This is a genomic window from Collinsella aerofaciens (assembly GCF_040915425.1).
Taxonomy (GTDB): Bacteria; Actinomycetota; Coriobacteriia; order Coriobacteriales; family Coriobacteriaceae; genus Collinsella; species Collinsella aerofaciens_BW.
In genome coordinates, this window is the sequence record NZ_JBCPDN010000005.1 from 31053 (window position 1) to 46335 (window position 15283).

Here is a 15283-nt window from a genome sequence, read left to right on the forward strand (position 1 = left end):
ACCTTACCGCCGGAACCGATGACGTCGCGGATCTTATCGGTCGGAACCTGGATGGAGACGATGCGCGGAGCGGTGCTGCGCGTGGTGTGGCGCGGCTCGGGGATCACATCGAGCATCTTCTGCAGGATGAAGGCGCGACCCTCCTTGGCCTGCTGCAGGGCGCGGGCCAGGATGTCGAAGGTGAGGCCGGTGGCCTTGTTGTCCATCTGCAGAGCAGTGATGCCCTCGGTGGTGCCAGTTACCTTAAAGTCCATGTCGCCCAGGAAGTCCTCGAGACCCTGGATGTCGGACAGGACCACGGTCTTGCCCTCCTCCTGGATCAGACCCATGGCGATACCGGAGACCGGGCGCTTAATGGGCACGCCGCCGTCCATAAGGGCGAGCGTGGAGCCGCAGGTCGAAGCCATCGAAGAGGAGCCGTTGGACTCCATGACCTCGGAGACGACGCGGATGGCGTAGGGGAATTCGTTCTCGTCGGGGAGCACCGGAAGCAGAGCGCGCTCGGCCAGGTTGCCGTGGCCAATCTCGCGGCGCTTGGGGCTGCCCATGCGGCCGGTCTCGCCGGTGCAGAACGGCGGGAAGTTGTAGTGGTGCATGTAGCGCTTGCCCTCGGTGGGCTCGATGGTATCCAGACGCTGCCCCTCGTTGAGCATGCCGAGCGACAGGACGGAAAGCACCTGGGTCTGGCCGCGCTGGAACAGGCCGGAGCCATGAACGAGCGGCAGATAGTTGTCCTTCACCATGATGGGACGGATCTCGTCGGCAGCACGGCCGTCGACGCGCTCGCCAGTCTCGACGACCATGGTGCGCATGGCCTTCTTCTCGAGCTTCTTGAGCGCCACGGGGATCTCGCGCTCCCAGGCGGCCTGCTCCTCGTCGGTGAACTCGGCGCGGATGGACTCCTTCAGCGCCTCGACCTTACCGATGCGGGAAAGCTTATCGGCGTCGCGCAGGGCAGCGGCCATCTCGTCGTAGTGGGCGAAGATGCGCTCCTGGACCTCCTCGACGGGCTGGTCGAGCGGGTACTCCTTCTTAACGATAGCGCCGTTGACCTGCTCCCACTCGGCGACGAACTCGTCTTGGGCCTGGCAGAAGGCAGCGAGGGCCTCCTGACCAAACTTCATAGCGGCGAGCATGTCGTCCTCGGAGATCTCCTCGGCGCCGGCCTCGACCATCGAGATGAAGTCGGCAGAGCCGCCCAGCTCCAGGTCCAGGTCGGAGTTCTCGCGCTCCTCATAGGTGGGGTTGACGATAAACTCGCCGGTCTCAACGTTGCGGCCGATGCGCACGCAGGCAAGCGGACCCTCGAAGGGCACGCCGCCGAGCGTCATAGCCAAAGAGGCACCCATGACGTTGATGACGTCGAAGGGGTTAACCTGGTCGGCGACGAGCGAGGTGGCGACGATGTGCACCTCGTTGCGGAAGCCGTCCGGGAAGCTCGGGCGGATCGGGCGGTCGATCATACGAGCCGTGAGCGTAGCCTTCTCGCTGGGACGGCCCTCGCGCTTGAGGTAGCCACCCGGGATGCGGCCGGCAGCGTACATCTTCTCGTTGAAGTCGACGGTCAGCGGGAAGAAGTCGTAATTTTTGCGCTCCTTGGAGACGACCACGGTGTCGAGCATCGTGGTGTCGCCCTGCTTGACCAGACAAGCGCCGGTGGCCTGCTTGGCAAGCTCGCCAGACTCGAAGGTGTAGGTCTTGCCGTACAGCTCAAAGGTCTTGGATACGAGTGTCATTGTTCTCCTTTACCCCACAGGCCCCTTGCCTGCGGGCTTCTCATGTGACGCGGGCCCCCTGCCCCCGCCACGCTTCAGAGCGTGATTGTTCACGCCCTTACACAAAAAGAGCGCCCCGCTGCGCAGGACGCTCTTAGCATGTACAAATCCTTACTGGATGTTGTCGCGGATGCCCAGAGCCTTGATGAGCTCACGGTACTCGACGATGTCGTTCTTCTTGATGTAGGAGAGAAGACGACGACGACGGCCGACGAGCATGAGCAGGCCACGACGGGTGTGGAAGTCCTTCTGGTGGGACTTCATGTGCTCGGTCAGCTCCTTGATGCGCTCGGACAGGATGGCGACCTGAACCTTGGGGTTACCGGTATCGACCGGGGAGTTACCGAACTGGGCGGTCAGCTCCGCCTTGCGCTCTTTGGAAACAGTCATTGTTTCACCTTTCGATTCGCGTCGCCCGCGGGCGACTCTATTCGCCTCGGACTGGGAAGCCGCCGGTGGAGCGAACATCCAAGGTCGAGGTACCAACAGGTCGGTATGTTACCACAAGCGGCGCGAGCCTGCGCATCATCACCGACCCAACATGAATTCCATCGCACGGAGCCGCTGATCGGTGTGCGTGGCGGCCCAAACATGCGAAAGCCCCAGCAAAAACGCAGCCGTATGCGGATCGATTCGCTCGGCCATGAGTTCATCGAACGTCATAGACATGAGGGCGCGAAGCCATGCAACCTCGCCGGTTGAGACCAACTCGGCACCCGGAACGCTCGACGCGCATGAGCCGCACATGAGGCCACCCGCCTGGGGCGAAAAATACGACAGCATGGGGTCTCCGCACAGTACGCATGCCGAGAAATCGGGTCGATAACCAACGTGCGACAGCAATTTAAAGACAAAGGCCGCCACGAGCAGGTCCATATGCGCCGAGTCGAGCCCGCTGCCGACAAGCGTGAGCGCCCGTTGCGTGATAGCAAAGGTAAATGGATCCTCGGCATCCTCGAACGAGCACACACGCGCAACCTCGGCAATCGCGCTGGCGGCACAGGTCGTCTCGTAGTCAGGAGTGGCACCGAGCGGCGCCTCCATAAGCTCGGCCTGAGAAACCACGTCGAGCGACCGTCCATGCGCGAGCAGCATATCGACGGTACAGAAGAGCTCGCAGCGGGCAGCAAGACGACCGCCAGGCTTACGTGCGCCCTTAGCCACGGCACGCACCTGCCGCCCCCGTTCGTCGAGCATCGTCAAGATCAAATCGGTTTCCTTGAGCTTGGTCTTGTCGAGGACGAGCACCTTTGTGCGATATGTGCGAGAGCCTGCCATGAACGCGGAGGCTTAATCTTCGGCGTTATAGCCAAAGCGGCGGATCTGCGCCTCGTCATCGCGCCAGCCGGCCTTGACCTTCACGTCGAGCTCCAAAAAGACCTGGGTGCCAAAGATACGCTCAAGGTCACGACGGGCATCGATGCCGATATGCTTGATCATCTCGCCGCCCTTGCCGATGATGATGCCCTTCTGCCCCTCGCGCTCGACGTAAATCGTGGCGTGCACGCGCAGGACCTTCTTAGTCTGCTCGAGCGCGTCACAGATAACGCCCACGGAGTGAGGGATCTCGTCGCGGGTGCGACGCAGGACCTTCTCGCGCACAAACTCGGCCACGAGGGTCTCGTCGGACGCGTCGGTGCCCATGTCCTCGGGGAACCAGCGCGGGCCTTCGGGCAAGAAGTGAGCGACGGTCTCGATAAACGCATCGACGTTGAAGTTCTTGACCGACGACGTCACGATCTCGTCATCATATTCCATGAGCTCGTGAGCTGCCTTAAGCTGCTCCATGACCTGTGCGGGGTCGGCCTCATCGGCCTTGGTGAGCACCAGGACCTTCTTGGAACGAGCGTTCTTGACGCGCTCGGCAACCCAGGCGTCTCCCCTGCCAATGGGTTTGGTAGCATCGATCAGAAACGCGACGACGTCTACGTCATTGAGCTCAAACAGGGCGCTCTTATTAAGCTCAGAGCCCAGGCCGTCCTTGGGCTTGTGGATACCCGGCGTATCAACGAAGACCAGCTGGTAACCGGGGCGGTTGACCACGGCACGCATACGGCGGCGGGTCGTCTGGGCCACCGGAGAAGTGATGGCGACCTTCTTGCCGTAGCAGGCGTTGAGCAGCGTGGACTTGCCGGCGTTGGGGCGACCGACCAGGGCCACAAAGCCGCTGCGGAAACCGGGTTCTACGTCGCCAAAGCCCGCGAGGCTCTCGCCCTCGACGCACAGGGCATCGAGCTCCTCGTCGCTCATACCCTCAAACGGGTCGAACTCCTCGACCTCGTCAAACGAATCGGCACCTTCAGCCTCGTCCAGGACCTCGTCATGCAAAACTTCATCGGTAGGCTGCATATTGTCGGACATGGGAATCCCTTTCTAAATAAAGTCGAGCGCGTGGGCAAAGACAAGCAGGCCCACGATCGCGGCGGTAATGGAAAGAACGTATACAGAGGCAGCAGCAATATCCTTCGCGCGCTTGGCCAGCGGATGCAGCTCCTGGGTCGCCAGGTCGACAATCGCCTCCATGGCGGTATTGCACAGCTCGCCGTGAATCACCAGGCCGCAGCAGATGATGACCGTAGCCCACTCGGCAATATCGAGCCCCACGATGCAGCCGGCAATAACGGTGCACACGCCCGCCACGAGCATGACCTTGATATTGCGCTCGGTCTTGACGGCGGTGACGAAGCCCTCCATAGCGTATGAGAACGACTTTAAAAAGGACGGATGTTCCTTGTTCGATCCGGGAATCATAGACGGCTCCTAGTCGTGGGCATGATTGGTTATGGGGCCGACATGGACCAGCTTGGGGTCCTCGCCGCGCTCAAGCGCCAGGTCGCGCAGGATGGCATCCTCGCGTGCCTCCATGACCTCAGCTTCATCGTCCTCGATGTGGTCATACCCCAGCAGGTGCAGCATTCCGTGCACGAGCATCAGCCGGCACTCGTCGGCGGGACTGTTACCAAAACCGGGGGCCTGGCGGGCAATAACCTGCGGGGCCAGGATAATATCGCCGAGCTCGAGCGTCTCGTCGGCGGGAATGTCCTCGTCAAAGGCCGAGTCGCATTCAAACGAGAGCACGTCGGTCGTGCGATCGATGCCACGCCACTCAAGGTTGAGCTCGTGCATCTCGTCCTCATCGACATACGAAAGGGAAATCTCGACCTCACGCTCAACACCCTCGGCGGCAAGCACAACTCCGCTGATGTGCTCCACCTCCTGGGCATCAAGCAGCGTATCGAGCTCGGCATCGTTGCTGATCAATACACTCAACGGGACTCCTTTCGGTCGCGCGAGCGCTGCTCACGCACGTCATCATAAGCATCGTAGGCCTCGACGATGCGCCCCACCAAGGCATGGCGCACCACGTCGGCGCGCTCCAGGTGAGAAAACGCCACATCGTCGACACGGCCCAAAATCTTCTCAACGTCGGCAAGACCGCCGCGACGACCCACCAGGTCACGCTGGCTCAGGTCGCCAGTAATCACGAACTTGGAATTAAAACCAAGGCGCGTCAGGAACATCTTCATCTGCTCGGGCGTCGTGTTTTGTGCCTCATCGAGCACCACAAAGGCATCACTCAGCGTTCGACCGCGCATGTAGGCAAGCGGGGCGATCTCGATCACGCCACGCTCCATAAGCTCATCGGTGCGTTCGCGATCCATCATGTCAAAGAGGGCATCATAGAGCGGACGCATATACGGGTCGATCTTTTCCTCAAGAGTGCCGGGCAAAAAGCCCAGGTTCTCCCCCGCCTCGACAACCGGGCGCGTCAGGATCAGGCGGCCTACCTCATGGCGCTTGAGCGCGGCGACGGCGAGCGCCATAGCCAGATAGGTTTTACCGGTACCGGCGGGACCGAGGCCAAACGTGATGGTAGAAGAGCGGATGGCATCCACATAGCGCTTTTGACCGAGCGTCTTGGGGCGGATGACGCGACCGCGATACGATAGCAGCACGTCATCGCGCAGCGATGAGGCATCATGCTCGCCGTCGCGCAGAACGGCCAGACAGCGCGAGACATCATCGGCAGAAAGCGTGCGCCCGACAGCGGCCTCGCGAAAGGCGTGTTCGAAAAAACGAGCGACCAGCTCGACCTCGTCCGGATCGCCGCTCACGGCGATGCTGTCACCGCGGGCAACCACGTGTGCGCGCACCAAGTTCTCGAGTGCACGAAGGACGCCGTCGCCGGCGCCCAAAACGCACGAGGGGTCGATACCCTCGGGAACGGTAAGTCTAATCTTCGAGGCTTCCATGAACCTCCCTGCGTGCGTGGACCAAGCCGGAATCATCGACTCCGATGATAGCAACATCGAGCAGGCACGGGGCTGTGAGTCCACAGGTATCATCAAGACGGGCATGATGGAACGAGCCGAGCGTCAAATTGTCACCGTACTCAAGCACGGCGCGCTCGACGGTGCCCACGCGACGGCGGGCATCGGCAACCGCGAGCTCCTGATCCGTCGCGCGCATGCGACGGCTGCGCTCGGCCATAATCTCGGGCGGTACCTGGTCGGGCATGTCGGCGGCGAGGGTGCCGGGGCGTTTGCTATAGCGGAACACATGCATGCGCGAAAAGCCCACGCGACGGCACAGCGCCAGCGACTCCTCGAACTCCTCGTCCGTCTCGCCAGGAAAACCGACGATAACGTCGCACGAAAGAGACGCCTGTGGCAGGTTAGAGCGAATCATGCGCACCGTATCCTCAAAGGCCTCGGCACTATAGGGACGGCCCATGCGATGCAGCGTCGCCGTGCAGCCAGACTGCACGGGCAGGTGCAAAAACGGCGCGATACGCTTCGGATAGCGAGCCATCACCTTGAGCAAGCGCTCGGAAATATCCATGGGCTCCACCGAGGAGATGCGCACGTGGGCGATCTCGGTGCGCTCCATGATGGCCTGGAGCAGCTCATCGATCTCGACATGTTCGTCGGTCGCGCTCTTGCCGTCATAGGCACCCAGATTCACGCCGGTCAGCACGACCTCGGGCACGCCGGCCTCCTGGGCTTCACGCACCTGTTCGAGCACAGACTCGACAGGCACGGAACGCTCGGGGCCGCGGGCCTTCCATACGATGCAATAGGTGCAGCGGTGGTTGCAGCCATCCTGGATTTTCACACCCAGCCGCGAACGACCGAGCGCATCGACCACGTCGCCATCGCTGCAGGCGGGCACGCTATCAGATTCGACACCCAGCACCTCGCAGACGCGCTCGGCGACGTCAATCTTGGACGGTTCGGCGATCACGCGATCCGAAAGCTCCAACAGCTCCTCGGGATGCAAATTGACCACGCAACCGGTCACGAGCACATAGGGCTCGTTTGGATGGGCCAGCGCATGACGGACGGCCTTACGGGTCTTGGCCTCGGCCTCGCCCGTAACGGCACAGGTGTTAATGACGATCAGATTAGCATCTTGGGGCTCAACCATAGCAAAGCCCAAGCGCATAAGATCGGCAGTGATACGGTCGGACTCAACCCGGTTGACACGACAACCGAGGTTGACGACGGAAATATGGGGTGCGAGCACACGGGCTCCTTAATCGAGGATGTCGTCGAGGGCACTCTTGATACGGTCGGTCACCGACTTCTTACCGGATGCGACGTCATCGCCCATCTCGTCGGCAAAGGCGCGAAGCAGCTCGCGCTGCTTGTTGGAGAGATTGGTGGGGACGACCACGCGCAGCTGCACGACCAGACGACCGCGCGAACCGCCACCGCCGATACGCGGCATGCCGTAATTGTTGACGCTCACGGTGTCACCGTACTGGGCGCCGGCGGGAACCGCCACCTTGACGACCTCGTCAGGCATAATGCCATCAACCTCGATCTCGCAACCGAGCGCGGCCTGCGCAATCGAGATATCGCTCACCAGATACAGGTCATCGCCATTACGCTTAAAACGCTCGTGGTCGGCGACACGCACGTTGACGATCAGGTCGCCCGACGGCTCGCCACGAAGGCCGGCCTCGCCAAAACCGCTCACGCGCAGCTGGCGACCGGTCGAAACACCGGCGGGAATATCGATGTCAATCTTTTCGTGAGAAGGCGTGCGGCCCTGGCCATCACAGGTCTCGCAGGGATGATCGATAACCGTGCCTTCGCCGTGGCAGTCGGGACAGGGCGAAGAGGACTGAACCTGGCCCAGGAAAGAACGCTGGACCGTCGTCACATAGCCTGTGCCGTGACAGCGGCTGCACTGCTTTTCGGTCGCGCCCTCGGACTTACCGGTACCATTGCAGTCCTCGCAAGGAGCAAGACGGTCGTAGCTGATCGTCTTTTTGCAGCCGAGCGCCGCCTCCTCGAGCGTCACCGAAAGGGAGATGGCCATATCGCGACCGCGACGGCGCTCGCGACGGCTGCGAGCGCCACCACCGGCGCCACCGCCAAAGAACGACGAGAACAGGTCGTCCATGCCCATGCCACCAAAGATATCGTTGATGTCGACATAGCCAGAGCCACCGGGGCCGTCCGCGGTGCCGTAACGGTCGTAGTTAGAACGCTTCTGCTCGTCGGAAAGAACGGAATAGGCCTCGTTGAGCTCTTTGAACTTGGCCTCGGCCTCGGGGTCGTCCGAAACATCCGGGTGTACCGTACGGGCTTTCTTTAGAAACGCGCGCTTAATCGTCCGCGCGTCGGCATCCTTGTCAACGCCAAGTACCTCGTAGTAATCCCTATTTTCCGACACGACCGAATCCTTCCAACTTTCATTATTGTCACAGTGCGTCCTATACCCAAGCTGGGCCGGGCGCAAACAGAGGGTTTGATGTTATTGCATTCCGTACGGCGAAAGCACGGCCCGCTGTGAGCAGCTCGCGAACCAAACCGACACGAGCGCGAACATAAAACCGTTGGCAAATCCATTGGCAAACTGCATCGCACCGCGCTTCCACCACAGCAGACTGCGATGAAGCACGCCGTCCGACAGCACCATGAACAAGCCCATGGCAAACGGGATGAAGCACATCATGGCAAAGGCGGAGAACACGCCCGAGATGGCCGACAGTACCAAAAACGGCGCGATGATACCCATGAGGTAGAAGCCGGTGCGAGCCTTACCCTCTAGGCGCTCGGCCTCAACATGCGCGCGACCGACCAGGTCGCCGCCCGAAGCGCCGTTCGTACCGGCGTGACCCATGTTGGGGATGCGCACCTCGTCGCCATCATGCGTGCCGGCGGGAAACTCAATCGTCTGCTCGGAGGTCACACGGATACGGCCGCTGCCACCGCAATCGGGGCACGGGTCGGCAACCACTTTGCCGGAACCGCCGCACTCAGGACAAACCGTCTGGAACGTGCCCGCGCCAAACAGGAAGGACAGGTCCACATCGATATGGCCGCGTCCACCGCAGCTCGGACAGGTGTGGGCATGCTCTGACGAAACGGAGCCCGATCCGCCACAATGTCCGCAGGTGTCAAAGCGGGTGTAGCGAACGGTCTTGTGGGCACCGCTCTTGGCCTCCTTGGCGTCGAGCTTGATATCGACGACCACGTTGGCGCCACTCTCGGGATTGTAGGCCGCCTGGCCGCGACGGGGCTGGCCCCAGGCGCCCCCGAAGGGGAAACCGCCGTCAAAGGGATTGCCGTAACCGGCGCTGCCGGCATAGCCACCGCCATAGGGCGAAGCCGTCGGTGCACCGGCAAAGGGATTGCCCGACCGCATGGCGTCGTAACGCGCACGCTTCTGCTCGTCCGAGAGCACGGCGTAGGCCTCGGAAACCTCTTTAAACTTTTCCTCAGCATCCGGCTCTTTATTGACGTCCGGATGGAGCTTGCGGGCCTTTTGTTGGAAAGCCTTTTGAATATCACGCGAGGTGGCGTCCTTGGAGACGCCCAAAATCTCGTAGTAATCTTTTTCGTTCATCGTCGCCATGCGCGGCAACCTCCTGCTCACAGCAGCGTATATATTGCGGTAATTCTACCCGAGCGGCCTAGGCTAGACCCCAAAACAGCTCGAACAGCATATTTCCATCGAGCCAGCCCAGGTGTGTCGGCGCTAAACGGGCGCGGGCGCGACCTGCGATAACGTCTTTTGAGGTGACACACCCCACATGTCCTTCAGCATGATCGGGCACCCAAGCGGCAAGACCCAATTCGAGCGCGCGATCGCAGGCAGCTGCCAGCTCGTCTGCAGTAATCACACTTGCCGAGTGAACCAACAGTTCGGGCCCAATGCCGCGCGTCATGCGGCAGGCGAGCATCAAATCCTCGGCCGCCGCCTCGCGATGCGACAGGTACTCGGCCTCAAACGCTGTCGCGCCATCGTCACGTTGCACCAGTCGCACGCGGTGCGCATCGCCACGAGCGGGAACGTCAGGAAACAGCCCGGCCAAGCGATCGAAATCCTCGGTATCGAGCATACCCGCGGCAGAACGACCCAAACCCAGATAGCCCTGTCCGGTCCAATAGGCAATGTTGTGGGCGCATTCATGCCCATCGAGCGCGTAGCTCGCCACCTCATACGGATGGTAGCCCGCCGAACTCAGCCGCTCGCGCGCAACGTCCATGCATGCGGCTTGGAAATCCTCATCGGGCTCGAGCGACTCATCGCGGCACGCCATGCGATAGAGGGGCGTCCCCTCCTCGAGCGTGAGCGGGTAAACCGACACATGATGCGGAGCCGCCGTCAGCACGCCATCGAGCGTGCTCTTCCAACTTGCTGCAGTCTGTCCGGGAAGCCCGCACATAAGATCGCACGACACGTCAAGCCCAGCGTTCTTGACCGTCGCAATGGCAGCGAGCGCCCGGTCGGCATCGTGAATACGGCCAATCGCAGCAAGCTCGGCGTTGTCGAGGGTTTGGACTCCCAGAGAAATGCGCGTGACGCCCACCCCGGCAAGCGCCGCGGTGAGCTGCGAAGTCAACGACTCAGGATTAGCCTCGCAGGTAAACTCAACGGGCTTGCACCACATGGAGATACGACGGGCAAGTTTCACCAGGCGCTCCCCCGCCAGCGACGGCGTGCCGCCGCCTACGTAGACCGTGCGGATCTGCCCGAGTGCCCCAGCGTTGCCAAAGGCATCGAGCCGCGCATACAGGTGCTCAAAATAGGCATCGAGCGCAGCGTCCAGGTCGCACGGTGCCACGCTTTGCGAGTCAAAGTCGCAATAGCGGCATTTTTGAGCGCAAAACGGCACGTGCACATACAGCGCGGTAACGGCCACCCTTAAGCCTCCAGCGGATGAGCGGGCACCGACTCACCGGCGGCAAGCGCGGCCTCGCAGGCCACCACGTCGCGCTCTATATCATCGACCAGCGCCATAAACTCCTCGTACGTGGAGCAGCGCACCACCTGAGCGCGCCAGGCGGCGGCATGGGGCATGCCCTTTAAATACCAGCTTGCATACGTACGGGCGCGCGACATAAGCGGCAGAAGCTCGTGCGTCAACGTCAGGTGCTCACGCAGAGCCTCCAGGCGCTCGACCGAGGAGCGAGAAGGAACCGGCGTGCCATCGAGTGCAAGGGCTCGGGCATCGCCGAACACCCACGGATTGCCGTAGATGCCGCGCGCGATAAACACCGCGCTGGCGCCCGAGTTGCGCAGATGCTCCGCGGCATCCTCGGCGGTAAACACGTCGCCCGAACCGATCACGGGAATCTCAACGGCGTCGGCAACCTCATCGACGACCGACCAATCGGCCTGGCCCGTATAGAGCTGCGTGGCGCAGCGGCCATGCACCGCCACCGCGGCAGCCCCTGCGCCCTCAAGCATCTGGGCAAATGTCGCGGCATTGCGGTCCTCGGAATAAAAGCCCTTGCGGATCTTTACGGTCACGGGAACATGCGCCGCGCCCACCGCTGCCTCGACAATCTTCTCGGCCAGGTCGGGCGTGCGCATAAGCGCCGAGCCCTCGCCCTTGGTAACGACCTTGCGAGCCGGACAGGCCATGTTGATATCAATCAATGACAGGCGATCGCCCACACGTTCCTCGACGGCAGCGACGGCACTCGCAAACTGATCGGGCTTGGAACCAAAGAGCTGCACGCAAATCTGCTGCTCCTCGTCGGCCGGCAACACCAGGCGCCACGTCTTGTTGCTGGCATAGGCAAGGCCTGCAACGCTCACCATCTCGCTGTAGGCAAGGTTGGCACCGCGACGGCGGCACATGATGCGGTAGGCGGGGTCGGTCACGCCGGCCATGGGAGCCATGAGGAACGGCTGCTCGGCATAGGCGCCCAGCAGCCGCTTGCTGTATTCAGAAAGCGCCATGAACCTACTCGTCCACCTTGAGAATCGCCATAAAGGCCTCCTGCGGGACCTCGACCGAGCCGATGGCCTTCATGCGCTTCTTGCCCTCTTTCTGCTTCTCGAGCAGCTTGCGCTTTCGCGAGATATCGCCGCCGTAGCACTTGGCCAGCACGTCCTTGCGGCGCGCCTTAACGGTGGAGCGGGCGATAATCTTGTTGCCGATGGCGCCCTGGATAGGCACCTCGAACAGCTGTCGCGGGATAATCTCCTTGAGCTTGTCGCACAGGCCGCGGGCCAGGCCATAAGCCTTATCCTTGTGCACGATAAACGACAGCGCGTCCACCTCGTCGCCCGAAAGCAAAATATCGAGCTTAACGAGCTCGGAGGGACGGTACTCGTTGAACTCGTAGTCCAGCGAGGCGTAACCCTTGGTGCGGCTCTTGAGCTGGTCAAAGAAGTCCAAGATGAGTTCGGCGAGCGGCATATCAAAGCGCATCTCGACCGATTTGCTCGTCAGATGGATCATGTCGGTTGTAATGCCACGGTGCTCGATAGCGAGCTGCATGACGGCACCGGTATACTCGGGCGGGCAGATGATCTTAGCCTTGAGGTAGGGTTCCTCGATACGCTCGATGCGCGTGGCCTCGGGAAGATCCTGCGGGCTACGGACATCGATCATTTCGCCGTCGGTCTTGTAGACGTGATAGTCAACCGAGGGGCTCGTGGCAATGAGGTCCAGATTGAACTCGCGCTCCAGGCGTTCCTTGACGACTTCCATGTGCAGCAGGCCCAGGAAGCCCACACGGAAGCCAAAGCCGAGCGCCACCGAGGTCTCGGGCTCCCACACCAACGACGGGTCGTTGACGTGCAGCTTATCGAGCGCGTCGCGCAGGTTCTCGTAGTCCTTGTTGTCGATGGGGAACAGGCCCGTATAGACCATGGGCTTGGCCTCGCGGTAACCGGGAAGCGGCTCGGGGCAGGGATTCGACGCCCACGTGAGGGTATCGCCCACGCGAACGGCCTCGGGGTCCTTCAGGCCCGTGACCACATAGCCCACCTCGCCGACCGTCAGCGCGTCGACAGGCGTCTCGGCGGGACGCTTGACGCCCACGCCATCGACCAAAAAGTCGCCCTTTGCCTGCATCATGCGCAGGGTATCGCCCTTTTTGATGGAGCCGTCAAAGACACGCACCGTGGCGACGACGCCACGATACTCGTCGAAGTACGAATCCAGAATGAGTGCCTTGAGCGGCGCGTTCGCATCGCCCTTGGGCGGAGAGATCAAAAAGACAATGGACTCCAACAGATCGTGGATACCCTCGCCGGTCTTGCCCGAGACGCACACGGCATCATCGGCAGGGATCGCCAGGTCATCCTCGATCTCGGTCTTAACCTCGTCGGGATGGGCCGAGGGCAGGTCGATCTTGTTGATGGCCGGCACAATGTCCAGATTGGCGTTCATGGCGAGCGTCGCGTTGGAGACGGTCTGCGCCTCGACGCCCTGCGTGGCGTCGACAACGAGCACCGCGCCCTCACAGGCTGCCAGCGAGCGCGAGACCTCATAGGTAAAGTCCACGTGGCCCGGCGTATCGATCAGATTGAACTGATACGTCTCGCCATCGTCGGCGTCATAGGACACGCGAACAGCATTGGACTTGATCGTGATGCCGCGCTCGCGCTCGATATCCATGGTGTCGAGCAGCTGCGACTCCATGTCGCGTTCGTCGACGGTATGGGTGAGCTCGAGGATGCGATCGCTGATCGTGGACTTGCCATGGTCGATGTGCGCAACGATTGAGAAGTTGCGGATGTGGGAAATGTCAATTGAAGTATTCATGCGGACTATCTTACCCGAGCGGTACAAAAAATGGAGCCTGTTCCATAAAACAGGCTCCATTTATGCGCGTAATCTGTGTGGTGTGAAATTTACAACTTAGGCGTTGATGCTGTTCACGAGCTTGGCAAGACCGGACTTGCGGTTGGAAGCCTGGTTCTTGTGGATAACATGCTTGGCGGCAGCCATGTCGAGACGCTTGGTGACGGTCTTGAGGGCAGCCTGGGCCTTCTCGGCGTCGCCCTCGGCGACGGCGGACTGGACGTGCTTGGTCAGCGTCTTGAGCTCGGACTTGACAGCCTTGTTACGCATGCGAGCTGCCTCATTGGTGCGGATACGCTTCTTCTGAGACTTGATGTTTGCCACTTCTGGAGTTCCTTTCGAGTTCCTTGCAAAAAATGTATGACACCTCTGAGACACGGTGAGGTCATGCAAGCGCCTACTATAGCACGCTCCCCCTCAAAGGGATAGAACGAATTTGTCAAATAGGCAGGTATCATCACGATTTTCTCAAGATGTTCGTAATCCAGAGCAAAAGCGCGGTCTGAGAATCGGCCGAACCCTTGAGCGCGAGCTCCACATCGACCGCGCCCTCGAGCGCAGCGACGAGCTCCGCCATCGAAAAGCGGCGTGCCCAGGTCAGATGATTTTTGACCTGCCAGGACTGGAGCTTGAGCGTTGCGGCCAGCTCACGACCCTGTCCGCGCGCATCGAGCGCCTTGGCGACGATTAGCTCGCGGATGCGGCCGCACAGCAATGTGTAAGTCCACACGTAGCTCTTGGCGGGCAGTAGATTGAAGAGCTCGAGCGAGCGTCGCATGTCACGGGCCGAGACCGCATTGAGAAAATCCCAGGGTTGAACCTCGGCCGTACGTACAATCCAGCGCTCAACGTCGGCAAGCTCAATCTGGGGCGCCTCGACCATCTGGGCAAGCTTAGCCAAGTCGTTATCGAGCATGCGAGTGTTTTCACCCGAACGCGAGACGAGTTCCTCGGCGGCCGCCGTCGAAATCGACTTGCCGTGCTGCGTCGCCATCTGTTGCACGCGGCGCGGTAGTTCCCAGCGCTTGGTGCCGGAGCAATCGATCACGGCCTTCTTGTCGATCTTGGCGATCGCCTTATACAGGCGCGTGTTCTTGGCAAGCGAGTCGGCGATGATGAGGCAGACCGTTGTGGGGCTGGGACTCGCCAGATACTCAACGAGCGGCTCCGAGACCGCCTTGGCGAGCTTTGAGCAGCCGTAAAGGATTACCAGGCGAAACTCGCTGCCCATCGGAAAGGTGTTAAGCGATCCGATAATGGACTCGATATCGGGGTCCTTGGTCATGTCGCGCTCGTCGAGGTTGAACTCGACCATACCCGACTTTTCCAGACGCGCTTTCATACGCGAGACGGCGTGATCGCGCTTGACTCCGTCGGTACCGACAATCAGATATGCCGGCAGCAGACCGGTTTCGGACATTGCGCTCCCCTCCCGCAGGCCTTCGTA

Annotated in this window: 15 protein-coding genes; all 15 read right to left on the reverse strand. The window is 61.2% G+C overall.

Annotated elements, in window-relative coordinates; genetic code table 11:
- Positions 1-1736: polyribonucleotide nucleotidyltransferase (locus tag AB5164_RS01480; protein WP_368147745.1), on the reverse strand; the 1736-nt coding region annotated here is incomplete at its 3' end.
- 150 nt (positions 1737-1886) lie between these two features.
- Entirely contained in the window at positions 1887-2165 is a 279-nt protein-coding gene (gene rpsO / locus AB5164_RS01485; protein WP_006235963.1) for a 30S ribosomal protein S15, read from the reverse strand.
- A gap of 138 nt (positions 2166-2303) precedes the next feature.
- Positions 2304-3053 (reverse strand): DNA repair protein RecO, encoded by a 750-nt coding sequence (gene recO, locus AB5164_RS01490; protein WP_368142295.1) that lies wholly within the window; start codon positions 3051-3053, stop codon positions 2304-2306.
- A gap of 12 nt (positions 3054-3065) precedes the next feature.
- Positions 3066-4136 carry a GTPase Era gene (gene era / locus AB5164_RS01495; RefSeq protein WP_368142294.1) on the reverse strand — a complete coding sequence of 357 codons (1071 nt, stop codon included), beginning with the start codon at positions 4134-4136 and terminating at the stop codon, positions 3066-3068.
- A 12-nt stretch (positions 4137-4148) separates the two neighbouring features.
- The gene (locus AB5164_RS01500; protein WP_368142293.1) at positions 4149-4526 is read right to left on the reverse strand and encodes a diacylglycerol kinase family protein; all 378 of its coding nucleotides are present in this window, start codon (positions 4524-4526) and stop codon (positions 4149-4151) included.
- A gap of 9 nt (positions 4527-4535) precedes the next feature.
- Entirely contained in the window at positions 4536-5045 is a 510-nt protein-coding gene (ybeY, locus tag AB5164_RS01505; RefSeq protein WP_368142292.1) for an rRNA maturation RNase YbeY, read from the reverse strand.
- A complete protein-coding gene (locus AB5164_RS01510) occupies positions 5042-6028 on the reverse strand; it encodes a PhoH family protein (protein WP_368142291.1) in 987 nt (328 codons plus the stop codon). The genes ybeY and AB5164_RS01510 overlap by 4 nt, the downstream gene beginning before the upstream one ends.
- Positions 6009-7301, reverse strand: coding sequence for a MiaB/RimO family radical SAM methylthiotransferase (locus AB5164_RS01515; protein WP_368142290.1), 1293 nt, complete (start codon positions 7299-7301; stop codon positions 6009-6011). The genes AB5164_RS01510 and AB5164_RS01515 overlap by 20 nt, the downstream gene beginning before the upstream one ends.
- Before the next feature lie 9 nt (positions 7302-7310).
- Positions 7311-8459: a molecular chaperone DnaJ gene (gene dnaJ / locus AB5164_RS01520; RefSeq protein ID WP_368142289.1), complete on the reverse strand. Its 1149-nt coding sequence runs from the start codon at positions 8457-8459 to the stop codon at positions 7311-7313.
- Positions 8460-8540: 81 nt separating this feature from the next.
- Positions 8541-9644, reverse strand: a complete 1104-nt coding sequence (locus AB5164_RS01525; protein ID WP_368142288.1) for a DnaJ domain-containing protein — start codon at positions 9642-9644, stop codon at positions 8541-8543.
- 58 nt (positions 9645-9702) lie between these two features.
- Positions 9703-10935 carry a radical SAM family heme chaperone HemW gene (gene hemW, locus AB5164_RS01530; RefSeq protein WP_368142287.1) on the reverse strand — a complete coding sequence of 411 codons (1233 nt, stop codon included), beginning with the start codon at positions 10933-10935 and terminating at the stop codon, positions 9703-9705.
- Between the two features lie 2 nt (positions 10936-10937).
- Positions 10938-11981: a tRNA dihydrouridine synthase DusB gene (gene dusB / locus AB5164_RS01535; protein ID WP_368142286.1), complete on the reverse strand. Its 1044-nt coding sequence runs from the start codon at positions 11979-11981 to the stop codon at positions 10938-10940.
- A gap of 4 nt (positions 11982-11985) precedes the next feature.
- Positions 11986-13797 carry a translation elongation factor 4 gene (lepA, locus tag AB5164_RS01540; protein ID WP_055250059.1) on the reverse strand — a complete coding sequence of 604 codons (1812 nt, stop codon included), beginning with the start codon at positions 13795-13797 and terminating at the stop codon, positions 11986-11988.
- 96 nt (positions 13798-13893) lie between these two features.
- A complete protein-coding gene (gene rpsT / locus AB5164_RS01545; protein ID WP_022094714.1) occupies positions 13894-14160 on the reverse strand; it encodes a 30S ribosomal protein S20 in 267 nt (88 codons plus the stop codon).
- Between the two features lie 133 nt (positions 14161-14293).
- Positions 14294-15256 (reverse strand): DNA polymerase III subunit delta, encoded by a 963-nt coding sequence (gene holA / locus AB5164_RS01550; RefSeq protein WP_368142285.1) that lies wholly within the window; start codon positions 15254-15256, stop codon positions 14294-14296.
- Between the last annotated feature and the right edge of the window lie 27 nt (positions 15257-15283).